The organism is Cellvibrio sp. BR, assembly GCF_000263355.1.
Classification (GTDB): Bacteria; Pseudomonadota; Gammaproteobacteria; order Pseudomonadales; family Cellvibrionaceae; genus Cellvibrio.
The window spans coordinates 1079100-1101948 of the sequence record NZ_JH668201.1 but is presented as its reverse complement, the minus strand read 5'-3'; the positions used below and the strand labels follow the sequence as shown (position 1 = coordinate 1101948).

General features: G+C 47.7%; 23 protein-coding genes and 1 tRNA gene. 22 read left to right on the top strand and 2 right to left on the bottom strand.

Going from position 1 to position 22849, the window contains the following annotated elements:
- Positions 1–40: 40 nt before the first annotated feature.
- The 10 genes from thrS (at position 41) to O59_RS10015 (ending at position 8607) form a co-directional block, all read left to right on the top strand.
- A complete protein-coding gene (gene thrS / locus O59_RS10060) occupies positions 41–1966 on the top strand; it encodes a threonine--tRNA ligase (RefSeq protein WP_007642211.1) in 1926 nt (641 codons plus the stop codon).
- A gap of 74 nt (positions 1967–2040) precedes the next feature.
- Positions 2041–2589, top strand: coding sequence for a translation initiation factor IF-3 (infC, locus tag O59_RS10055; protein ID WP_081489679.1), 549 nt, complete (start codon positions 2041–2043; stop codon positions 2587–2589).
- A 61-nt stretch (positions 2590–2650) separates the two neighbouring features.
- Positions 2651–2848, top strand: coding sequence for a 50S ribosomal protein L35 (gene rpmI, locus O59_RS10050; RefSeq protein WP_007642209.1), 198 nt, complete (start codon positions 2651–2653; stop codon positions 2846–2848).
- 31 nt (positions 2849–2879) lie between these two features.
- Positions 2880–3239, top strand: coding sequence for a 50S ribosomal protein L20 (gene rplT / locus O59_RS10045; RefSeq protein WP_007642208.1), 360 nt, complete (start codon positions 2880–2882; stop codon positions 3237–3239).
- A 125-nt stretch (positions 3240–3364) separates the two neighbouring features.
- Positions 3365–4378, top strand: coding sequence for a phenylalanine--tRNA ligase subunit alpha (gene pheS, locus O59_RS10040; RefSeq protein WP_007642207.1), 1014 nt, complete (start codon positions 3365–3367; stop codon positions 4376–4378).
- 15 nt (positions 4379–4393) lie between these two features.
- Entirely contained in the window at positions 4394–6769 is a 2376-nt protein-coding gene (gene pheT / locus O59_RS10035) for a phenylalanine--tRNA ligase subunit beta (RefSeq protein WP_007642206.1), read from the top strand.
- A gap of 12 nt (positions 6770–6781) precedes the next feature.
- Positions 6782–7090 (top strand): integration host factor subunit alpha, encoded by a 309-nt coding sequence (gene ihfA / locus O59_RS10030; RefSeq protein ID WP_007642205.1) that lies wholly within the window; start codon positions 6782–6784, stop codon positions 7088–7090.
- On the top strand, positions 7071–7430 hold the full coding sequence (locus tag O59_RS10025; protein WP_007642204.1) for a MerR family transcriptional regulator: 360 nt from the start codon (positions 7071–7073) through the stop codon (positions 7428–7430). Before ihfA ends, O59_RS10025 begins: the two co-directional genes overlap by 20 nt.
- A gap of 171 nt (positions 7431–7601) precedes the next feature.
- Positions 7602–7678 (top strand) — tRNA-Pro (locus O59_RS10020).
- Between the two features lie 179 nt (positions 7679–7857).
- Positions 7858–8607, top strand: a complete 750-nt coding sequence (locus tag O59_RS10015) for a SapC family protein (protein WP_007642203.1) — start codon at positions 7858–7860, stop codon at positions 8605–8607.
- Between the two features lie 93 nt (positions 8608–8700).
- Here the strand turns inward: O59_RS10015 and O59_RS10010 are convergent, their stop codons facing one another.
- Complete coding sequence (locus O59_RS10010) at positions 8701–9012, bottom strand: HPF/RaiA family ribosome-associated protein (protein ID WP_007642201.1); 312 nt, start codon at positions 9010–9012, stop codon at positions 8701–8703.
- Positions 9013–9287: 275 nt separating this feature from the next.
- Here O59_RS10010 and O59_RS10005 point away from each other — a divergent pair, with 275 nt between their 5' ends.
- Positions 9288–10211 (top strand): TIGR01777 family oxidoreductase, encoded by a 924-nt coding sequence (locus O59_RS10005; protein ID WP_007642199.1) that lies wholly within the window; start codon positions 9288–9290, stop codon positions 10209–10211.
- A 139-nt stretch (positions 10212–10350) separates the two neighbouring features.
- A complete protein-coding gene (locus O59_RS10000; protein WP_007642197.1) occupies positions 10351–10845 on the top strand; it encodes an Hsp20 family protein in 495 nt (164 codons plus the stop codon).
- Positions 10846–10915: 70 nt separating this feature from the next.
- On the opposite strand, the gene O59_RS09995 is transcribed toward O59_RS10000, so the two are convergent.
- Entirely contained in the window at positions 10916–11920 is a 1005-nt protein-coding gene (locus tag O59_RS09995; protein ID WP_007642195.1) for a GlxA family transcriptional regulator, read from the bottom strand.
- Between the two features lie 145 nt (positions 11921–12065).
- On the opposite strand from O59_RS09995, the gene O59_RS09990 reads away from it, so the two are divergent.
- From O59_RS09990 to recJ, 10 genes are all read left to right on the top strand, one after another.
- Positions 12066–13973, top strand: a complete 1908-nt coding sequence (locus O59_RS09990; RefSeq protein WP_007642193.1) for a beta-ketoacyl synthase — start codon at positions 12066–12068, stop codon at positions 13971–13973.
- 193 nt (positions 13974–14166) lie between these two features.
- On the top strand, positions 14167–14415 hold the full coding sequence (gene rpsP, locus O59_RS09985) for a 30S ribosomal protein S16 (RefSeq protein WP_007642190.1): 249 nt from the start codon (positions 14167–14169) through the stop codon (positions 14413–14415).
- A gap of 33 nt (positions 14416–14448) precedes the next feature.
- Positions 14449–14985, top strand: coding sequence for a ribosome maturation factor RimM (rimM, locus tag O59_RS09980; protein ID WP_007642189.1), 537 nt, complete (start codon positions 14449–14451; stop codon positions 14983–14985).
- A gap of 60 nt (positions 14986–15045) precedes the next feature.
- Positions 15046–15819, top strand: coding sequence for a tRNA (guanosine(37)-N1)-methyltransferase TrmD (gene trmD, locus O59_RS09975; RefSeq protein ID WP_255321699.1), 774 nt, complete (start codon positions 15046–15048; stop codon positions 15817–15819).
- A gap of 10 nt (positions 15820–15829) precedes the next feature.
- Positions 15830–16180, top strand: a complete 351-nt coding sequence (rplS, locus tag O59_RS09970; RefSeq protein ID WP_007642187.1) for a 50S ribosomal protein L19 — start codon at positions 15830–15832, stop codon at positions 16178–16180.
- A 192-nt stretch (positions 16181–16372) separates the two neighbouring features.
- Positions 16373–17269 (top strand): site-specific tyrosine recombinase XerD, encoded by an 897-nt coding sequence (xerD, locus tag O59_RS09965; protein WP_040392124.1) that lies wholly within the window; start codon positions 16373–16375, stop codon positions 17267–17269.
- Between the two features lie 57 nt (positions 17270–17326).
- Positions 17327–18124 carry a DsbC family protein gene (locus tag O59_RS09960; RefSeq protein ID WP_007642179.1) on the top strand — a complete coding sequence of 266 codons (798 nt, stop codon included), beginning with the start codon at positions 17327–17329 and terminating at the stop codon, positions 18122–18124.
- 145 nt (positions 18125–18269) lie between these two features.
- Positions 18270–19574: a homoserine dehydrogenase gene (locus tag O59_RS09955; protein WP_007642177.1), complete on the top strand. Its 1305-nt coding sequence runs from the start codon at positions 18270–18272 to the stop codon at positions 19572–19574.
- A 15-nt stretch (positions 19575–19589) separates the two neighbouring features.
- Positions 19590–20987, top strand: coding sequence for a threonine synthase (thrC, locus tag O59_RS09950; protein WP_007642176.1), 1398 nt, complete (start codon positions 19590–19592; stop codon positions 20985–20987).
- 105 nt (positions 20988–21092) lie between these two features.
- On the top strand, positions 21093–22829 hold the full coding sequence (gene recJ / locus O59_RS09945) for a single-stranded-DNA-specific exonuclease RecJ (RefSeq protein ID WP_007642175.1): 1737 nt from the start codon (positions 21093–21095) through the stop codon (positions 22827–22829).
- Positions 22830–22849: the final 20 nt, after the last annotated feature.

Sequence of the window (22849 nt, the reverse complement as noted above, 5' to 3'; positions counted from 1 at the left end):
CGTGACCTTTCGTAGGGGCCACCACTGACAAGGATCTACCATGCCTGTAATTACTCTCCCCGACGGTTCCAAACGTCCTTTCGATAATCCCGTCTCTGTTTATGAAGTTGCTGCTTCTATCGGCGCTGGTCTGGCTAAAGCCACACTCGGTGGCCGTGTGAATGGTCAGCGTGTCGATGCCCATGACATGATCACTGAAGATGCGGATCTGGTGATTTTCACCCCGAAAGACGAAGACGGTTTGGAAATTATTCGTCACTCTTGCGCGCACTTGCTCGGTCATGCAATCAAGCAACTGTTTCCCGATGTGAAAATGGCGATCGGCCCAACCATCGACAGCGGCTTTTATTACGACATCGACCTTGAGCAGAAGCTGACCGACGAGGATATCGCCCGTTTGGAAGCGCGCATGTTGGAATTGGCCAAAACCGAATACGACGTAGTGAAAAAGAAAGTCAGCTGGCAAGAAGCCTATGATGTTTTCTCAGCGCGTGGCGAGACTTACAAGCTGGAGATTCTGGATCGCGACGTGCCTAAAGATGCAACGCCGGGTCTTTATCACCATGAGGAATACGTTGACATGTGCCGTGGCCCCCACGTGCCCAACATGCGCTTCTGCCTGAACTTTAAATTGATGCGCACGTCCGGCGCTTATTGGCGTGGTGACTCCAACAATAAAATGTTGCAGCGCATCTACGGCACTGCATTTGCCGATGCCAAACAATTAAAAGCCTATTTGAATTTGCTGGAAGAGGCCGCCAAACGCGATCACCGCAAACTGGCGAAGAAATTTGATTTGTTCCATCTGCAAGATGAAGCACCGGGCATGGTGTTTTGGCACCCCAAAGGCTGGACTCTGTGGCAGCAAATCGAACAGTACATGCGTGCCAAACAAAATGATTGGGGTTATCAAGAAGTCAAAACACCAATGATTATGGATCGCACCCTGTGGGAGAAATCTGGCCACTGGGAAAACTATCGTGACAACATGTTTACCACTGAATCGGAAAAGCGCGATTTTGCAGTTAAGCCGATGAACTGTCCCGGTCATATCCAGATCTTCAACCACGGCTTGCGTTCACACAAAGACTTGCCGCTGCGTCTGGCGGAATTCGGCTCTTGCCATCGCAATGAAGCTTCCGGTGCACTGCACGGCATTATGCGTGTGCGCGGTTTTGTGCAGGACGATGCGCATATCTTCTGTACTGAAGAGCAAGTCGTCTCTGAGGTTGCCTCTTTTAACCAGATGCTCAAGTCCATCTATGACGATTTTGGTTTTACCGATATCGCGGTGAAATTGTCCCTTCGTCCTGAAAAGTACGCCGGTACTTTGGATACCTGGAATAAGGCGGAAGAGGGGCTGCGCACGGCGCTGCGCGCTGCTGGTCTGGAATGGGAAGAGTTGCCGGGTGAAGGCGCTTTCTATGGTCCGAAGATCGAATATCAGATCAAAGATGCCCTTGGCCGTTCATGGCAGTGCGGTACTATCCAGCTCGATTATGTATTGCCCGAGCGCCTAGATGCGGAATATGTCGCAGAAGACAATCAGCGTAAACGTCCGGTGATGTTACATCGCGCTATTCTCGGTTCCTTCGAGCGTTTCCTGGGGATTTTGATCGAGCACTATGAGGGTTCCTTCCCAACCTGGTTGGCGCCAGCTCAGGTGGCGGTCATGAATATCACCGATAATCAGGCCGATTACGTCAAAATGGTAGAAAAAGCCTTGCGTGAAAAGGGCTTCCGCGTCATTCCGGACTTGAGAAATGAGAAGATCGGCTTTAAAATCCGCGAGCACACAATTCAGCGGGTTCCCTACCTGCTCGTCATTGGCGATAAAGAGGTTGAAAATCAATCACTTGCGATTCGTACAAGGGACGGACAAGATTTGGGTGTAATGAATCTGGAAGCTTTCATCGCGCACTTGACCGCCGATATAGCGCGTCGAGGTCGAAATATTTCTGCTTAAAAGAAAGTTTTTTGACCAAAAAGTCGCTAAAGCGAAAAAAGATTTATTTCTATTAATTTACTGGAGATACAACTATCAAACGAGATAACGCTCCCGCGGCCAAAGGCAATTCTAAGAAAGCGCGGATCAACGATCAGATCGAAGCCAAGCAGGTTCGTTTAATCAACGCAGAGGGTGAGCAGGTCGGTATCGTCGCATTGAGCGATGCACTGGCGCAGGCGCAAGCCGCTACCCTTGACTTGGTGGAGATCGTTGCTGATAGCGATCCAATAGTCTGTAAGATTATGGATTACGGCAAGCATCTGTTTGAAATCAAGAAAACCAAAGCCGCTGCGAAAAAGAAACAAAAGCAGCAGCTGGTGAAGGAAATGAAATTTCGCCCAGGGACGGAGGAAGCGGATTATCAAGTCAAATTAAAGGCTTTGATGCGCTTCCTTGAGCATGGGGACAAGGCCAAGGTAACCTTAAAGTTCCGCGGTCGCGAACTCGCCCACCAAGAGCTGGGGATGGAAATGATGCAGCGCATCGAGACCGATCTGGCAGAAATGGGCACCGTAGAGCAGGCTGCCAAAATGGAAGGTAAGCAGCTCACCATGGTGATCGCCCCCAAAAAGAGAAAATAGTCGGGCTTTTAGCTGCCTTGATTATTTATATTATTTACCTATATGTGTGGAGTTCTATCACATGGCAACCAAAGCTAAAGTACATAGCGGCGCGTCAAAGCGCTTCAAAAAGACCGGCGCTGGCTTTAAATTCAAGCACGCTAACAAGAGCCACATCCTGACCAAAATGACGACCAAGCGTAAGCGCCAACTGCGCGGCACTAGCATCGTTGATGCAGCCGATGTACCACGCGTAAAACGTTTGTTCCGTGCTATCTAATAGCGCTTATTAATTTTGAGAGGATTGTAATATGGCCCGTGTTAAGCGTGGTGTAGAGGCGCGTCGTCGTCACAAGAAAGTATTAAAAGCTGCTAAAGGTTACTACGGTGCACGTTCGCGTACATTCCGTGTTGCCAAACAAGCGGTTATCAAAGCTGGTCAGTATGCTTACCGCGATCGTCGCGTTAAAAAGCGTAATTTCCGTGCTTTGTGGATCACTCGTATCAATGCCCAATCGCGCGCTGAAGGCATGTCCTACAGCCAATTGATTGCTGGCTTGAAAAAGGCGAGCATCGTTCTCGACCGTCGTGTACTGGCTGATCTGGCTGTATATGACAAAGCAGCATTTGCTGCTGTTGTTGCGAAGGCTAAATCAGCTCTGGCTGCTTAATCGTCCAACAACCTCAAGCCCGCAAGGGCTTGTGTGAACGCGATGAAAGGGGAGAGCTTTAGGGTTCTTCCCTTTTTTTATGGCTGTATTTATTCGATAGTTAACGATTCGTACTGGAAAAGCAGATGGAAAATCTCGCTGCGCTTACCCAAGAAGCGCTCAAACTCGTCGCCGATGCCCAAGATCTGACTGCGCTGGATACAGTGCGTGTGAATTATCTCGGCAAAAATGGCAGCATTACCGCGTTGATGAAAACGTTGGGTAAATTATCGGCAGAGGAGCGTCCTGCTGCTGGTGCTGAAATCAACAAAGCTAAAGATGCAGTACAGGACGCGCTTAATGTGCGCAAAGAATTGTTAGAGCAGGCAGCGATTAACGCCAAGCTCGCCAGCGAAGTAGTTGATGTGACTTTGCCAGGCCGTGGTCAGCACACCGGCGGATTACATCCGGTAACTCGTACATTGCAGCGCATCGAAGAAATCTTTGCTGCTGTCGGTTATAGCGTTGAAGTGGGCCCTGAAATCGAAGATGACTATCACAACTTCGAAGCGCTCAATATTCCATCCCATCACCCCGCGCGGGCGATGCACGATACCTTCTATGTGGATGATACTCACGTATTGCGCACCCACACATCACCTGTGCAAGTGCGCACCATGGAAAACAAACAGCCACCGATTCGCGTGATTTGCCCTGGTCGTGTCTATCGCTGCGATTCTGATGTGACTCACTCGCCGATGTTTCATCAGGTTGAGGGGTTGGTGGTCGATAAAAATATCAGTTTTGCCGATCTCAAAGGCACCATGGATCAATTCCTGAAGGCGTTCTTTGAGGCTGATGTTCCGGTACGATTCCGCCCATCTTATTTCCCATTCACCGAACCATCAGCCGAGATGGATATCCAGTGTACGCAATGCCGTGGCAAAGGCTGTCGCATGTGTAAAAACACTGGCTGGCTAGAAGTGGGCGGGTGCGGCATGGTTCACCCGGAAGTGTTTAAGTCCAGTGGTGTTGATCCTGAAACCTATACCGGTTTTGCATTTGGTATGGGCGTAGAGCGCTTGGCGATGTTGCGCTACGGCGTAAACGATTTGCGTTTGTTCTTTGAGAACGACTTGCGCTTCTTGAAACAGTTTTAACGGAATGAATGAAATATGAAAATCAGTGAATCCTGGCTGCGCGAGTGGGTTAACCCAGCCATAGGTACCGATGAATTAGTCGCCCAGCTCACTATGGCTGGTTTGGAAGTTGATGCGGTGGAATCTGTCGCTGGTGATTTTACCGGCGTAATTGTTGGCGAGATTGTTGGCTGTGAACAACATCCCGATGCCGACAAACTGCGTGTATGCCAGGTAGCTGGCCTGCCCGATGGTCTTAGTCAGGTTGTGTGCGGTGCAGCTAATGCGCGTGTTGGGATCAAAATCCCCTTTGCCACTATCGGTGCGCAATTACCGGGCGACTTCCAGATTAAAAAGGCGAAGCTGCGTGGCGTTGAATCATTTGGGATGCTTTGTGGCCAAACCGAGTTAAAAGCGGGCGATGATGATACCGGTTTATGGGAATTGGCCGCCGATGCTCCCGTGGGCGTTAATCTGCGCGAATATTTGAACCTTGATGACAAGTTGATCGAAGTCGATTTGACTCCGAATCGCAGCGATTGCTTGAGTGTTAAAGGTGTTGCACGCGAGGTTGGTGTATTGAATCGCGCTCCCGTCACTGCGCCGGCAATCCCTGCTGTAGCTGCATCCATTACCGACAGTTTCCCCGTGCATCTTGAAGCGGGGTTCGCTTGTAGCCGCTACGTCGGCCGTGTCATCCGCAATATTGATATCACTCGCCCAAGTCCGGCTTGGCTGCAAGATAAGTTGTTTCGCTCAGGGTTGCGCAGTATCGACGCCGTGGTTGATGTGACCAACTATGTGCTGCTCGAATTGGGCCAGCCTATGCACGCATTTGATTTATCCAAACTCGGCAGTGCCATTCATGTGCGGTTGGCGCAGCAGGGTGAATCGATTCAATTATTGGATGGGCAGGAGATCAAACTCAATGCCGATACCATGGTTATCGCCGACCAACAAAAAGCCTTGGCTATTGCTGGCATTATGGGTGGTAAGCAAAGTGCGGTAGGAGGAACTACGCGCGATATCTTTTTGGAAAGTGCCTTCTTTAATCCGCTGGCGATAGCTGGCCGTGCTCGTTCTTACGGTTTGCACACCGATTCCTCGCATCGCTTTGAGCGCGGTGTGGATTACAGCTTGCAGTTGGATGCTATTGAGCGTGCCACCGCTTTGCTGCTGGAAATTGTTGGTGGTGAAGCGGGTCCTGTTGTTCATGTCACCAACGAGCATTTGCCACAAGAGCGCCAGGTCACCTTACGTAAAGCCCGCATTTTTAGTGGCCTGAGTCTGGAGATGGCGGACAACGAGGTCGTCGATATTCTTGCCCGGTTAGGTTTGACTTTGCTGTTGCAAAACGCAGAAGGCTGGGTGTTTGCTGTTCCCAGCTACCGCTTTGATATTTCCATCGAAGCAGATTTGCTTGAAGAGCTGGCGCGCGTATATGGCTACAACCGTTTGCCAACAAGAAGCCTTGCTGCACCTCTGGATATCGAACCTCACCCCGAAGCGAAAATGGGGTTGCCAGCTCTGCGCAATCAGCTGATCGCACGCGGTTATCAAGAGGCGATTACCTACAGCTTTATCGAGCCGAAGTTATCCGCATTGTTTGATCCGGAAACGTCACCGGTTGTGTTGCGTAACCCCATCAGCGCTGATATGGCAGCAATGCGCACCAGTTTGATGCCAGGTTTGGTCAGCGTGTTGCGCAACAACCTCAATCGCCAACAGAACCGTGTGCGTTTGTTTGAATCGGGGTTGCGTTTTGTTCCGTCAGCAGATGGTCTTAAACAGGAGGCTATGCTTGCTGGTTTGATCTATGGCAGTCGCGCGCCTGAGTCCTGGTCTAATGCTGCCGAGCTAGTGGATTTCTTTGATCTCAAGGGGGATCTTGAATCACTGCTGGCACTAACAGGTGATGAATCAGCATTCACTGTTAAGCCGGGCAATCATTCCGCATTACACCCTGGCCAGACGGCAGCGATTTATCGCGATGGCGAGTGGCAGGGAGTAGTCGGGGCATTGCATCCAAGCTTGCAGCGGCAGCTGGATATACCTCAGTCGGTGTATTTGTTTGAAGTGCGTCTCAGTTCGTTGTTAAAGGCGCGAATCCCGGCCTTTACTTCCCTGTCCAAGTTCCCTGAGGTGCGCCGCGATCTGGCGCTGTTGGTCGATCGCGATTTGGCTGCTGACAAGCTCTTGGCGGCGGTTAAAGAGCAGGCGGGTGAACACCTTATCGACTTAAAGGTTTTTGACGTATATATGGGCAAAGGTATTGATCCACATAGAAAAAGTGTCGCTATGGGGTTGACCTTTCAGCATCCTTCACGCACTCTTAATGAAGATGAGATCAACGCCTCCATTGACTCGATTGTTCAGTATCTGGGGGCGAATTTTTCCGCCACCCTCAGATAGGGAATAATAACTATGTCGGACGGTGCTCTGACCAAAGCAGACTTGGCCGAGAAACTTTATGAGGATCTCGGACTCAATAAGCGTGAAGCCAAAGAATTGGTGGAGCTCTTCTTTGAAGAGATCCGCCATGCTTTGGAAAATAACGAGCAGGTCAAACTTTCTGGCTTCGGCAATTTTGAATTGCGCGATAAAAGTCAGCGTCCTGGTAGGAACCCCAAGACGGGCGAGGAAATTCCTATTAGCGCTCGGCGTGTGGTCACTTTCCGCCCAGGACAAAAACTTAAGGCACGAGTAGAAGCTTATGTTGGAACCGAGTCATAACGACGAACTTCCCGTAATACCCGGTAAGCGCTACTTCACTATTGGTGAAGTCAGTGAGTTATGTGCAGTTAAACCGCATGTTTTAAGATACTGGGAGCAAGAGTTCCCGCAATTAAATCCGGTTAAACGGCGCGGTAATCGTCGCTATTATCAACGGCAGGACGTATTAACTATCCGCCAAATTCGCAGTCTTTTATATGATCAGGGTTTTACTATTGGTGGTGCCCGGCTGCAGATGACTAATGAGGATAATGGCTCCAGCTCTGGCCAGCTCAATCAGTTAGTAGTGCGCATGATCGATGATTTGGAGCACTTGCTTGATTTATTGAAGGTTAAATAAAGTACTTCAAACTTATCTATTTGGTGAATTCATAATCGTTTTGATTGTGAAATATCTGATTTCACCAATGCCAATGCTAATTATTAAAACTACGATTGCATTGGTAATAAATTCGGGTATTATGCCGATCCTCTTCGTGACGGCTCGAACTGCTGGGGCGACAGAAAATATCGGAGCGTAGCGCAGTCAGGTAGCGCACTATACTGGGGGTGTAGGGGTCGTGGGTTCAAATCCCGCCGTTCCGACCAATTAGTTTTATAAAAAAGCCGCTTATAAGCGGCTTTTTTATTGTCAGAATTTTCTTCTCCTGTTATAGCCGTGCTTCACTGTGCCAATTCTAGTGGCAGTCTTTCCTCAAAGTGCTAACATGCATTCTCGTATTGTTTATCGCTAACTCCCTGCATAGAAAATAAATAGAGGTATTCTCGTGGCAAAGCAATTAATGATTTATGACAACATTCAACCACTGTCATCTGAAGTTCATCGTAACTGGTCGGTACAAGTTGAAGATTATTCTTTTGTATCGCACATGATTTCTGTGCCGGTTCTGGCCACAGAAATTCCTTTTGCTGCCGCTGAATTCCCTATTGTTTTTTCGGCAACCGCCAATGAAGGTGAGTATATTCCTCTAGCTATTATGGGGCTGAAAGAGGGCGAAAATCTGGTTCTAAATGAAAAGAATCAATTTACTTCTCGCTACATTCCTGCATTCATTCGTCGCTATCCATTTGTATTGGGGGGCGATAAAGCAGCTGATACTATGGCGCTTTGCATTGATGCGGATAGCGCAACAGTGATCAAAGACGGCAGCAAGGGACGTAAGCTGTTTGAAGAGAATGGTGAGCAAAGCGCGCATTTGAAAGAGGTTGTGGAGTTCCTTAAGGATTATCAATATCGCGCTGAAATGACCAAGGTATTTTGTAAGCGTCTGCATGAACTCGATTTACTTGAGCCTATGCAAGCCAATATTACCTTTAAGGGGCGTGAAGATGCCAATATGAACCTAATGGGTTTTTATGTGGTTAAGCGTGAAAAGCTTAAAGCACTTAGTGATGCAGATGCTTTGGATTTGTTCAAAAAGGATGGCTTGGAATTGATCTACAGTCACATCCAGTCTTTATCCAACTTGAATGTGTTGATCGGCAAAAAATCTGCACAACTTGAAGCCACAAAATAATAATTTGTAGGTTTTCTGAAAGGCCGAAATCTTAATTGATTTCGGCCTTTTTTATTTCAGGTAGATAAAGTTCCAGTGGCTCAGCTTGTTTTTTCAGCGATCGCGGTGGCGTGCGGCAAGTTGTTTAACTTTGCGTTCAGCGCTGGAAAAAGCATCACGTACAGCAACATGAATCGATTCATCATCCTGAGTAATCGCCACAGGATGGCCTTTGATATCGAGCTCAATGGAGGCTCGGTATTGTTTTCCTTTGTGTTTGTGTTGGTGTGGGGCATCCAGGACGACGCGGCTGTGAATTATTTGGTCGGTGTAGCGGCTGAGTTTTTCGAGTTTCTTGGTAATGATGTCGTTGAGTGCAGCAGAAGAATCCAAATCACGATATACAACGTCGACAGCAGGTTTCATCGTAAAGCTCCTTAACGTTTATGTTGAGAGGGTTTGTTACTGCCTAGGCAGGTTTCAGTTGCCCTCACTTCTTATATTGATCATCCTGATATAAATATCAAGTTTTCTGCTCATTTTCTTAATAACATTTTGGTCTCTCTTATAGAGCTTTGTGATCTTAGTGCCATATAGTGCTTAAGATGGTGGCGTAGGGTGATCGTTTTGATTTGTTTTGAGGTAATAAAAATCAAAGGCTTAAGGCTTAAATTAGGGTGATATGCAGTGGAGGCTTTGTTATGAAAAATGATTCATTGGATAAGGGTCGTGTATTGGTGACCGGCGGGAGTGGATTTATTGGTGGTGCGCTGTGTCTTGAGCTCATCGATCATGGATATGAAGTTTGGGTGCTGACCCGTGACGTGCCGCGTGCGTCGCGTTATTTGAATAAACAGGTTCGTCTTGTAAGTGGCTTAAGCGAACTTGCAGGTGTGGCATTTGTGGCCTTAATTAATTTGGCGGGGGAGTCGCTGGGAGGCAGGCGCTGGAATGAGCAATCAAAGCAACTATTCCGGCAGAGCAGAATAGATTTTACGAACACACTGTACCGTTTTTTTGCAGATCAGCAGCTTTTCCCTGCTGTAGTGATTAATGCTAGTGCCATAGGTATTTATGGTGATGCGGGAAGCTCCATCTTGAATGAATCGGCAGCCGTTGGTGATGGTTTTGCTGCTCAGTTGTGTCGTGATTGGGAGTTGGCTGCACGGCAGTTTGCGTCTAACTTTACCCGTCTTTGTATAGTCCGAATTGGTGTCGTGCTCGATAGTCATGGCGGTGCGCTAAAACAAATGCTGCCTGCGTTCAGATGGGGATTTGGGGGGTGGATGGGAGCTGGCGAGCATTATATGTCGTGGATTTCTCGCCATGATTTGATTCGCTTGTTTATTTATTTGCTGGAGCATGGTGATGCATCCGGCGTATACAATGCTGTCGCCCCAGAGCCTGTCACTAACAGTGAGTTTACGGCGCGTTTGGCGGAGCAGTTAAATCGTCCCGCGTTGTTACCTATGCCTGCGATGCTGCTGCGGTTATTATTTGGCGAAATGGCGGATGCTCTGTTGTTGGCAAGCCAGCGAGTAATGCCTGAGCGAATTCTGCAGTCAGGTTTCTCATTTGAATATCCTCGGCTACAAACGGCATTTGAAAAAATTTTTGGAAAATAATTTATTGGTTGCCTTGAAAATTGTTTCTACATCCTCATTTCAGTTACGTGATGGCTCGATGATAGAGAATCACTATTTTGAAATGGCTTGATCATAGATAAGCCGCTACATTTGTATTGCTCATTTGAGGATATCGGATATGCGTAATTTTGACTTCACCCCACTTTATCGTTCAGCAATTGGTTTTGATCGCATGGCGAATCTGCTGGACAATCTTTCTCGCGCAGAACAAAACCAGCCCAGTTACCCTCCCTATAATATTGAATTAACGGGGGAGGATAAGTACCGAATTACTATGGCAGTTGCCGGTTTTGATCAGGCTGAATTAACCATAGAAGTGAATCAAAATAACCTGACAATATCTGCAAACAAGGCGGGTGATGAGCAGCAGCGTACTTATTTGCATCAAGGAATAGCTGCGCGTAGTTTTGAGCGTCGCTTCCAGTTGGCTGACCATGTGCAAGTAAAGTCGGCGCACTACGAGAATGGGCTTTTGCACATAGATTTGCAGCGCGTTATTCCTGAGTCTATGAAGCCACGCACTATTCCTATTGGTGTTCGCGAAGCAGATAAGCTTACTGTTGTGCAGGCTGGATCTGGTATTCCCGAGGATGCAACTGTGAGTGCGGCTTGATTTTTCTTTGGTCTAAATAGTTTTATATTTAAGAGTAAAAACCTCGCTATCCATCGATGGCGAGGTTTTTTTATGTGCGGAATAATTTTGCCCGCACTGTTTCGCGATAGGCATTGGGTGTTGTTGCAAGATGTTTTTTAAATAAAGTGGTGAAGTAATTGGTGTCTTGATAGCCGACTTTATCAGCGATTTCTGCTATTGATAAATTGCTGGTTTTTAGTAAATCTATGGCGGTATTGATGCGAATATTTTGAAGATATTCAAGTGGTGTTTGCCCCAGTGCATTTTTGAAGCGGCGGTTAAGTGTACGCACGCTCATACCAAAACGTTCGCATACCTGCGGAAATAAAATTTCACGATAATAATTGTCTTCAAGCCAGATTTGTATCTGGGTGATTTGTTCATCTGGGTGCGGATTTTTGTTGGCCTCAAAAAAACCGCTACTCTCGTAAGACTTTCTGATCTCATGGGAAAAGTGGCGCTCAACATGGCTGGCTATTTCCTTTCCAAAAAAACGTTGGATAAAGTGAATGGTCAAGTCGGCAAGAGAGTTGACACTTGCAGCACAGTAGAGACTGCCCGCTTGAGTAATAAAATATTGTCGTTTGAGTTGAACTTGCGGGTAGTCCTTTTGAAACTGGTCAAAATAATGCCAATGGGTTGTGGCTGCTTTGCCGTCGAGTAAACCTGCCTCGGCGAGAAAGCAGCAGCCAGTGCCTACTGCGCTAATGATGGCGCCGTTTTGATGCTGCTGTTGCAGCCATGCCACTATCGCAGCATTTTTTTTGATAATGGGGCGTGGGTTGCGCCATAAGCCTGGAATATAAATTAAATCGCTCTGTGAAACCTGATTGATGGTCAGGTCTGGTCGCCAGTGCATTCCGGTTCGCGTCAGTATGGGTTCATTGGTGATCGCGAGGGTGTGTATCTCAATATCTCGCCGTTGCTCCGGTTCCAACATGGTTCGTACAGCGCTTTCTGCTGCTAACAGCATCTCCATGGGTAGGGTACTGCTGGTGGCAAGCATGTGTTCGCACAGCAAAAAGTGAATTTTTATTGGTGGGATATTGTTCATAAGGCTTGGGGTACCGCTATATCTGAATGGGTTTGTGTATGCATGGCTAATTTAGCAGTAAAAATGACTAAATAAGAAGGTGATCTTGTATAGGGATCACCATACACTTCTCGCTAATTTCTTGATTGTGGATATTGGAGTTTGTATGTCTCTTGCGCGCCTACCGATTATTGTGGGGTTTGGTGGATTTAATGCTGCGGGTCGCAGTTCGGGGCATCACGCCTATCGTCGCATGGTAATAGAGAGTCTTGATGCTCATGAGCGGCAGGAAACTCTGGCTGGTTTAGCCGTCATGATGGGGCTGATTAGTTTTGTAGAAGGCAGCTATCGCGACCAAAACGATGAACCAATTGATCTTGCTACCATAGAGTCACGTTTTGGCGCAGAAATTCTCGATGGCACTTTAATTCGCCGTATCGACAAGACTTTTTTTGATGTTGATGCTGCCCATTGGCAGAAGTCTGCCACCTTGGGGGCGGGCGATGCGCCACTCATCGTTGAGATGCGTAAGCGCGATCTGCCAGAACCTGTTCCTGCAGATTGGTTGGTGGAGGAGGTTGACGCTGATCGTGTTCGCGTTACTTCTCCAACTGGGTTGAGTGTTAAATTTGACAGCTACCGGGATTTACCGGTTAAGTCGGCCGGTCAAATGCCTCGCGGTTTTAATCCTGGCGCACTCTACAACTCCCATTATCATCCGCGTGCGCTGCAGCTTGCTGTGATTGGTGCCTCCGATGCTCTGCAGTCAACCGGTTTGGATTGGCAGGTAATTATCGATTCGGTAAAACCTGACCAGGTTGGTGTCTATGCCAGCAATGTTATGAGTCAGATGGATGAAAATGGTTTTGGTGGTTTATTGCAATCACGGCTCAAGGGGGGGCGTGTCAGTGCCAAGCAGTGTCCGCTCGGTTTAAATACTATGCCGGCGGATTTTGTGAACGCCTACATTCTGGGAAGTGTAGGGCAGACCGGCGCCATTACTGGTGCTTGCGCCTCTTTCCTCTACAACCTGCAAGCGGCGGCGGATGATATTGCTTCGGGTAAATGCCGCGTTGCGCTGGTTGGTTGTGCCGAAGCCCCTATTGTTGCCGAGATTATCGACGGTTATGCCACTATGGGTGCACTGGCAAGCGAAGATAAGCTCAAGAAATTGGACGGTGTTGATGAGGTAGATCCTCGTCGTACCAGTCGCCCGTTTGGTGAAAATGCTGGTTTTACTATGGCAGAGGCGAGCCAATATGTTGTCTTGATGGATGATGCATTGGTAATGGAGTTGGGGGCTGATGTGCACGGCGCCGTGGGTGATGTGTTTATCAATGCGGATGGTTTTAAAAAGTCTATCTCAGCGCCTGGTCCAGGCAATTACATCACCATGGCCAAAGCGGTGGCATCGGTGCGCGCAATTCTTGGTGATGAGGCTGTTCAAAAACGCTCTTTGGTGCAGGCGCATGGGTCGAGTACACCGCAGAACCGTGTGACCGAATCGCAAATTTTTGATCAGATTGCACAAGTGTTTGGCATTACCAAGTGGCCTGTGGCTGCGGTAAAGGCTTACGTTGGGCACTCGTTATCGGCAGCCAGTGGTGAGCAGCTGATCACTAGTTTGGGTGTTTTTAAGTACGGCATTGTTCCTGGTATTAAGACTATCGATAAGGTTGCTGATGATGTTTTTGCGGATCGTCTCGCTATTTCGACGGTCGATGTGGTGCGTAATGAGCCGGTTGATGTTGCTTTTCTGAACTCAAAAGGCTTTGGTGGTAATAATGCTACCGCCAGCGTGTTTGCGCCTCACGTTGTGGAGTCGATGCTGGCTTGTCGTTATGGGGCGGAAAAGTTCGCTGAATATCAGCTCAAGCGCGCATCAGTGCGTGCGGCCTCGGTCGCCTACGACGCCGCTGCGCTTAAGGGTGATTTTGCGACCATCTACCATTTTGGTGAAGGTTTAATTGATGAGTCGCTGATTACTGTGGATCTGGATAAGCTGTGTTTGCCCGGGTTTGCCCAGCCGATTGATTTGTCTTTCACTAATCGTTTTGCGGATATGTTTGTCTAGATCTAGTGGTTGAATTACTGCCGCCCCATAGCTAATGGGGTGGGTTAATTCTCTGGATTAGTTTATTGCCCTATACAAAGTAATATCTTTCCCTTAAAATGCCGCGCCTTTCGCATAGCTTATTGTGCGACTAACGATTTTTAACCGGAAAGCTTGCCTTTCCCTTACCAGTAAACACAGGAAGAAGACCTCAATGGTAACTATTCGTCTGTCTCGTGGTGGCTCTAAAAAGCGCCCTTTTTATCATCTGACCGTAACCAACAGCCGCAGCGCCCGTAATGGTCGTTTCATTGAGCGCATTGGTTTCTTCAACCCGGTTGCTCGTGGTCAAGAAGAGCGTCTGCGTATTGATGCGGATCGTTTGCAATACTGGGTTGGTCAAGGCGCACAATTCTCTGAACGCGCTGAACAGCTGGTTAAAGAAAGCAAAAAAGCGGCTTAATTGCCTCGCCAAATAAATAGTTGAAGGCGCCTGATGTCTGCGGAATCTAATTTAGTTAATGTTGGGCGAATTACCGCTGTTTATGGTGTAAAGGGGTGGGTGAAAATCCACTCTTACACTGAGCCGCAAGATAATTTATTTGAGTACCAGCCCTGGTTTTTAAAAACCAAGCACGGTGTTAAAAAAATTGAGATCGATGAGGCCCGACCTCATGGTGACGCGTATGTCGCTCATATTGTCGGTATTGATGATCGTGATTTGGCAGCACAGTACACTGCAGTCGATATTGCAGTAGAGCGTAACCTCTTACCTGAGTTAGATGATGGTGAGTATTACTGGAGCCAGCTTGAGGGTTTGGTAGTGTTTACCCGGTTTAGTGGTGAGCGTCAGCGTCTCGGGGTAATTTCCAAATTAATGGAAACTGGCGCAAACGATGTATTAGTTGTTGCGGCAGATGCACAGAGTATTGATCAGCGCGAGCGTTTGATACCCTATGTTCCCGAGCAGTTCGTGCTAGCTGTTGATCTAGATGCTGGCGAAATGCTGGTCGATTGGGATCCTGAGTTTTAAATTATCTTAAAACTCAAAATTTTGGCGTAAACGCTGTGAGGCGAGAGGGGTAATCGTCAATTGCTTAAAATTGCGGTTGTTTCCATTTTTCCTGACATGTTTAACGCGATTGCCGGTTTTGGGATAACCAGTCGCGCAATCAAGCAAGGTTTAGTGGAATTAAAAACACTAACTCCGCGTGATTTTGCACATGATCGTCATTCAACGGTAGACGATCGCCCCTTTGGTGGCGGTCCCGGTATGGTGATGATGGTGCAGCCACTGCGCGATGCTATAGCTGCCGCCAAAACTTGGGCAGGTGATGATGCAAAAGTCATCTATCTCTCACCCCAAGGACGCACGCTGGATCAATCTGGTGTAGCTGAGTTGGCGAGCTACAGCAATATGGTGTTGGTGGCGGGTCGTTACGAAGGTATCGATGAGCGATTGATACAAACAGTTATCGATGAAGAATGGTCCATCGGTGATTACGTGTTAAGTGGCGGTGAGCTGCCAGCAATGGTGCTGATCGATGCAGTAACACGGCTGATTCCAGGTGCTCTTGGGCACGCACTTTCAGCAGAGCAAGATTCATTTACGGATGGTTTATTGGATTGCCCCCATTACACTCGTCCTGAAGATTTTGAAGGAATGCGTGTGCCGGAGGTGTTGGTATCCGGTAATCACGAACTGATTCGGCGCTGGCGCTTGAAACAAGCGTTAGGGCGAACGTGGCTGAGAAGGCCCGATTTATTGCGTGCAATAAATTTAACCGAGGAGCAGCATAAGCTGTTGACGGAATATCGTCGTGACCTTGATACGACAAACTCTAGCTGTGAAGCTATAGACTCTTAGGAGAATATCAATGAGTAACCCAATTATTCAGGCGTTGGAAAACGAACAACTGAAAGCAAATCTCACCGAGTTTTCACCAGGCGACACTGTTGTTGTAAACGTGAAAGTAAAAGAAGGTGATCGCGAGCGTGTACAGGCTTACGAAGGTGTTGTAATTGCCATTCGTAACCGTGGTCTTAACTCTGCATTCACTGTGCGTAAAATTTCTCACGGTGTAGGTGTTGAACGTACCTTCCAAACTCACAGCCCGATGATCGACAGCGTAACCCTGAAGCGTCGTGGTGATGTGCGTCAAGCCAAACTTTACTACCTGCGTGACCTTACTGGTAAGGCTGCTCGTATCAAAGAGAAGCTGGTATAAGATTTATTGCGGTGCACTTAGCCTGTGGGTTAAATACATCGTACGTAAAAAGCCGGACAGGAAACTGTTCCGGCTTTTTGCATTTTTATGGGCATGTTATTAGTTGCTGGAGATCATTTAAACCGTTACAGTCCTTTAAGAAAGTGCTTCGGTGTGTGGTGTCGGAATATGAGTGATGGAGTTAAAGCAGAAATATCTGGGGCAGATACCCAATTGATAGCGGAGTATCTAGATGCTATTTGGATGGAAAAAGGATTGAGTGGCAATACTCAGGAATCGTACCGACGCGATCTTGAGCAATTTGCTTCTTGGTTATCAAACGTGGGGGCTGATCTGGTCGGTGTAAATACCATGTTAGTGCAGCAGTATTTGGGTGAGCGCTTACAGGCGAATTTATCCAGTCGCACAGCGGCTCGTTTTCTATCTTGTGTGCGTGGGTTTTATCGGTATTTGTTGCGCGAAAATAAAGTGGCAGAAAATCCATTAACGCTTATTGATAATCCTAAATTATCGCGTTCTTTGCCGAAATCTTTGAGTGAAGCTGATGTCGAAGCATTGCTGGCTGCGCCTGACCTTGGTGACCCTGTTGGTCTGCGCGACCGCACTATGCTTGAAGTGCTTTATGCGTGTGGTTTGCGTGTTAGTGAACTGGTAGATTTGACGATGTCACAGATTAACCTTCGCCAAAATGTGATTAGGGTATTGGGTAAGGGTAGCAAGGAGCGATTAATCCCGATGGGGGAGGAAGCTTCTGCATGGTTGGCTCGCTATTTACGAGAAGCGCGACCTGTGTTGCTGAATAATGTGCCTGATGAGATAGTATTCCCTAGTACGCGTGCGCAGCCTATGACGCGTCAGACCTTTTGGTATCGCATCAAACATTGGGCGATGGTTGCTGGAATTCAAAAAGATTTGTCCCCTCATACCCTGCGCCATGCTTTTGCGACACATTTATTGAATCACGGGGCGGATTTGCGTGTGGTACAGTTGCTGCTCGGTCATAGCGATCTATCAACGACCCAAATTTATACCCATATCGCAAAGGTTCGTATGAAGCAGCAGCATGCTGAACACCATCCGCGCGGTTGACTGATAATAGGTGTGGTTTAACCTCATATTATTTTCACTTTTTTAAGAGATATATAGATGATAAAAATATTAAAAAAACTCGGTTTTATCGCCTTGGCTGGTTTCTCGCTGGGTGCATTTGTTGCAATACCTTTAGCGTCTGCTCAAGGTGACCTCTTAAAGCGCAAAACCACAGAGGAAACCATTCTGGAAAAGCTGCGCCAAGCGCGTCCCGACATTAATTTTGGCGAGCCACGTCCTGCTGTTATTAAAGGGCTTTATCAAGTACAAGTTCCCGGTGGTCCGTTGTTGTTTGTGACACCTGAAGGTGACAAGTTTATAGCAGGTGAGATTTTTGGGATTGATGCGACAGGTTTTTCGAAAATTGAAGATCCTTATGTCATTGAGGAGCGTAAAAAAGCGCTAGCAAGTTTAAGTGCAAAAGACAGTATTAACTTCAAACCAAAAGGTAAAGCCAAAGCAGTTGTTTATGTTTTTACGGATATTGATTGTGGTTATTGCCGTAAATTGCACAGTCAAATGCATACTTATAATGAGGGTGGTCAGGAAAAACCAGGCTACAACGATCTGGGTATAGAGATACGTTACCTGGCTTATCCTCGTGCAGGAATTCCCAGTCCATCGGCAGATAAGTTGGTTTCAACCTGGTGTGCGAAAGACAAGCTGGATGCTATGACAAAACTGAAGGCAGGTCAGACGGTAGCTAACGCAACTTGCGATAATCCAGTTGCAAAACAATTCCAGTTGGGTGGCCAATTAGGTGTTAACGGAACACCGGCATTATTTTTACCAGATGGTAAGTTAATGCCTGGCTATTTGCCGCCAGAGGAGTTGGCAAAAACCTTGGGTATATAAGCGCTTGCGGAGATTTTGAAGGTCGGTCGGGACTTCTTTTACCCGGCCTTCACCGCGCAATTGACACTGACGGCCACCATGAGTATGGTGGCCGTCTTTTTTAGTATTGGCGTAATTTTCACTAGCATTTGACGAGGAATTCACCTTGAAACCGGTAAGAATTGGCATCTGCGGTCTGGGCACCGTGGGCAGTGGTACAGTAAATATTCTCACGCGCAATAAAGCGCTGATTGATGCCCGTGCCGGTTGCGACATTACCATCGTACAAATTGGTGCGCGCCGCGATAATCCAAACTGTGATACCTCAAAATACAATGTGACACGTGATGTATTTGATGTGGCCAACAACCCGGATGTTGATGTTCTGGTTGAGGTCATGGGGGGTACTACCGTTGCTAAGGATTTGATTCTTAAAGCGATTGAAAACGGTAAGCACATCATCACTGCCAACAAGGCGCTCATCGCCCATCATGGCAATGAAATTTTTGCGGCCGCAAAAGCCAAAGGTGTAACGGTTGCATTTGAGGCGGCTGTTGCTGGTGGTATTCCCATCATCAAAGCAATCCGCGAAGGCTTGGCAGCTAACAATATCGAATGGTTGGCCGGCATCATCAATGGCACCGGAAACTTCATTCTTACAGAGATGCGTGACAAAGGTCGCTCCTTTGAAGATGTGCTTGCTGAAGCCCAGGCATTGGGTTATGCCGAAGCTGATCCTACCTTTGATGTTGAGGGGATCGATGCGGCACATAAGTTGGTGATTCTGGCGTCGCTCGCGTTTGGTATTCCTTTGGAAATTGACAAGGTATTCACCGAGGGCATCACCAAGATTGCCACCGAAGATGTAACTTACGCAGAAGAGTTGGGATATCGCATTAAAAACCTTGGTATCGCTCGTCGTACTGATAAAGGTATTGAGTTGCGTGTTCATCCCACGCTGATTCCCGAAAAGCGTTTGATTGCCAATGTTGATGGTGTGATGAATGCGGTATTGGTCAAGGGGGATGCAGTGGGGGCTACCTTGTATTACGGGGCCGGTGCTGGCGCAGAGCCAACCGGTTCATCAATTGTCGGTGATATTGTCGATGTGGCGCGCACCTTGACGGCATCCCCGGAACACCGTGTTCCCTATTTAGGCTTCGGTGCAGAATTTGTGTCTGCACAGCCAATTCTGCCTATTGAAGAGGTGGAGACTGCTAATTATCTGCGCATGTCGGCGCAGGATAAGCCTGGCGTACTGTCAAAGATTGCGACCATTTTGAGTGATTCCGGTATCAGTATTGAAGCGATGATTCAGCGTGAGGCAACAGAGGGCGAGTCTACTGTGCCGCTCATCTTGCTCACTAATAAAGTGCAAGACAAAAAGCTCACAGCAGCGATTCGCAGCATTGAAGCGCTGGACTCAATTAGTGGTGCGGTACAGCGCATCCGTGTTGAAGCATTGAAATAATTAAGGGGCCTAATCTTGAAATACATAAGCACCCGCGGCCTAGCGCCCGCACTCAGTTTTGAAGAAGTGGTACTCACTGGCCTCGCACCTGATGGCGGTTTGTATGTGCCCGAAACCCTGCCAAAATTTACCAAAGAAGAAATTGCTTCCTGGGCAGGTTTGTCTTATCAAGAACTCGCGTTTAACGTGATGAAACCCTTTATTGCTGGTGCTGTTAGCGATGAAGATTTCAAAAAAATTATCGCGGATTCTTACGCAACGTTCCGCCACGATGCGATTGCACCGCTGGTACAAACCGGTCACAACGAGTGGATTCTGGAATTGTTCCAGGGGCCAACACTTGCGTTTAAAGATTTTGCGTTACAGTTTTTAGGTCACTTACTCGATCATTTGTTGAAAAAGCGCAATCAAAAAGTAGTAGTGATGGGCGCTACTTCTGGTGACACCGGTTCTGCTGCTATCGAAGGTTGTCGCCGTTGCGACAACATCGATATTTTCATTATGCACCCGAACAATCGTGTATCGAATGTTCAACGTCGCCAGATGACCACCGTGCTTGCGCCGAATGTATTTAACATCGCGCTCGAAGGTAATTTTGATGATTGCCAGAATATGGTGAAAGCCAGTTTCGGCGATCAATCATTCCTGCCTGAAGGCCGCCAACTGGTTGCCGTAAACTCGATTAACTGGGCGCGTATCATGGCGCAAATCGTGTATTACTTTTATGCAGGCTTGGCATTGGGTGCCCCGCATCGTCCTATCGCTTTCTCGGTTCCCACTGGCAACTTCGGTGATATTTTTGCTGGCTATCTCGCCAAACAAATGGGACTGCCCATTGACCAGTTAGTGATTGCGACTAACAGCAATGATATTTTGCATCGCTGCATTAGCAGTAATGATCACAGCAAAAACCAATTGCAACACACCTTGTCGCCGAGTATGGACATTATGGTGTCGAGCAACTTCGAGCGTATGTTGTTTGATTTGTATGACCGCGATGGCAATGCAATTCGTCAGCTGATGGAAGATTTTAAATCCGGCAGCATGACCCTGAAAGAATCAGCATTGGCGCGCGCGCGCGAATTGTTCACCAGCCATGGTGTGAGCGATGAAGTCACTATCGATGTGATTCGCTCGGTGTTTGACCGCACCGAATATTTGCTCGATCCACACACTGCGATTGGTGTTGATGCGGCGCGTAAAACCCGTCGTCGTCAGGATATTCCGATGGTTATTTTGGCTACAGCACATCCGGCGAAATTCCCGGAAGCGGTACGTAAAGCAGGGCAGGGCGCAGATCCGGTATTGCCTCACCATATGCGAGATTTATTTGAGCGCGAAGAGCGCTACACGGTATTGCCGCAAGATCTTGCCAAAGTGCAAGAGTTTGTTGCTGCCAATGTGCGCAAATAATTTTTATTTATCGTGCTAACAAACGCCGCAGGGAGCAGTCTCTGCGGCGTTTTTTTATTGTTGCGAATCAAACTTTAATTAATTATCTGAGTTAAAAAAGTACTTATGCAAAAAGCTATCCGTCGTCGAGAGCTGTCGCCCACTATTGAATTTACTGCAGCAGTACATCCTTTGTTGCAACGTATTTATGCGGCGCGCGGAGTGCTGAGTGAACGCGAGCTGCAATATCCCTTGTTGAATTTACATAAGCCTAATTTCAAAGGTTTACCTGAGGCAGTAAGTATTTTGGCCGATGCCGTTGTGGCACAAGCCAAAATAATCATTGTGGGTGACTTTGATGCGGACGGCGCTACCAGCAGTGCACTGGCGGTGTTGGCATTAAAAGCCATGGGCTTGCCGGATGTGGATTTTCTGGTGCCCAATCGTTTTGAATATGGTTACGGCTTGACGCCAGAAATTGTTGCCGTTGCGGCTGCGCAGCAGCCGGATATTATTATCACCGTGGATAACGGCATTTCCAGTATCGATGGTGTAAATGCCGCGCGTGAATTGGGGATTGCCGTAATCGTTACTGATCACCATTTGCCGGGTGCTGAACTGCCTGATGCCGATGCGATTGTGAATCCCAATCAGCCCGGTTGTGAGTTTCCCAGTAAAAATCTTGCCGGTGTTGGCGTTATTTTTTATGTAATGAATGCCTTGCGAGGCGAGTTACGGCAAATGGGTTGGTTTGAAGAAAGTGGCTTTACCGAACCTAATATGGCGAGTTTTTTGGATTTGGTCGCACTGGGTACTGTCGCGGATGTAGTGCCATTGGATTACAACAACCGCATTCTGGTCGCTCAGGGCTTGCAGCGTATTCGCGCCGGAGTTTGTCGCCCCGGGATAAAAGCTATGTTGGAAGTCGCGGGTAAACAAGCGCATAAATTGGTTGCGAGTGATTTTGGTTTCGCGTTAGGGCCGCGCTTAAATGCAGCGGGGCGCTTGGATGACATGTCGCTCGGCATTCAATGTTTGATGTGCGAGAGCGAAAATCTTGCACGTGAAATGGCAGCACAGCTGGATGAACTGAATCGCGACCGCAAAGCAATTGAAACAGGTATGCAGCAAGAGGCGATGGCCATGCTGCAAAAAACTTTGCAGGCTGATGCCGCGAGTTTGCCTTGGGGTTTGTGTTTATTTGATGAGACTTGGCATCAAGGTGTTATTGGTATTTTGGCGTCGCGTATCAAAGATAAATACCATCGCCCCACAATTGTTTTTGCCGATGTTGGTGACGGTCAAATTAAAGGTTCTGCGCGCTCGGTGCCCGGTTTTCATATTCGTGATGCATTGGATGCAGTCGCTGCTCGCCATCCTCATTTGTTGCAAAAATTTGGTGGTCACGCAATGGCGGCAGGTATGAGTTTGTTGCGTGAACACTTTGATGATTTTGCCCAAGCGTTTGATGCAGAAGTTCGTCGCCACTTGGATGATGACGATTTACAAGCAATTGTTATTAGTGACGGTGAATTGACCGCACCAGACTTTTCACTGCAATTGGCTGGTCAGTTGCGCGACGCTGGCCCATGGGGGCAGCATTTTCCTGAGCCAACCTTTGATGGTGAGTTTTATCTGTTGCAACAAAAATTGGTGGGCGCCAATCACTTAAAAATGACGCTTGCGGTTGACGCACAGGGGCAACAACTGATTGATGCTATCGCCTTTAATATTGATCCAGCGCTTTGGCCCAATGCCCATCTACAAAAAGTACGGGCGGCGTTTAAATTGGATATCAATGAGTTTCGCGGTAAATCCAATTTGCAGTTGCTGGTCGATTATCTTGAGCCTATTGCACCATAAAAAGCATTGAAAGCTATGCT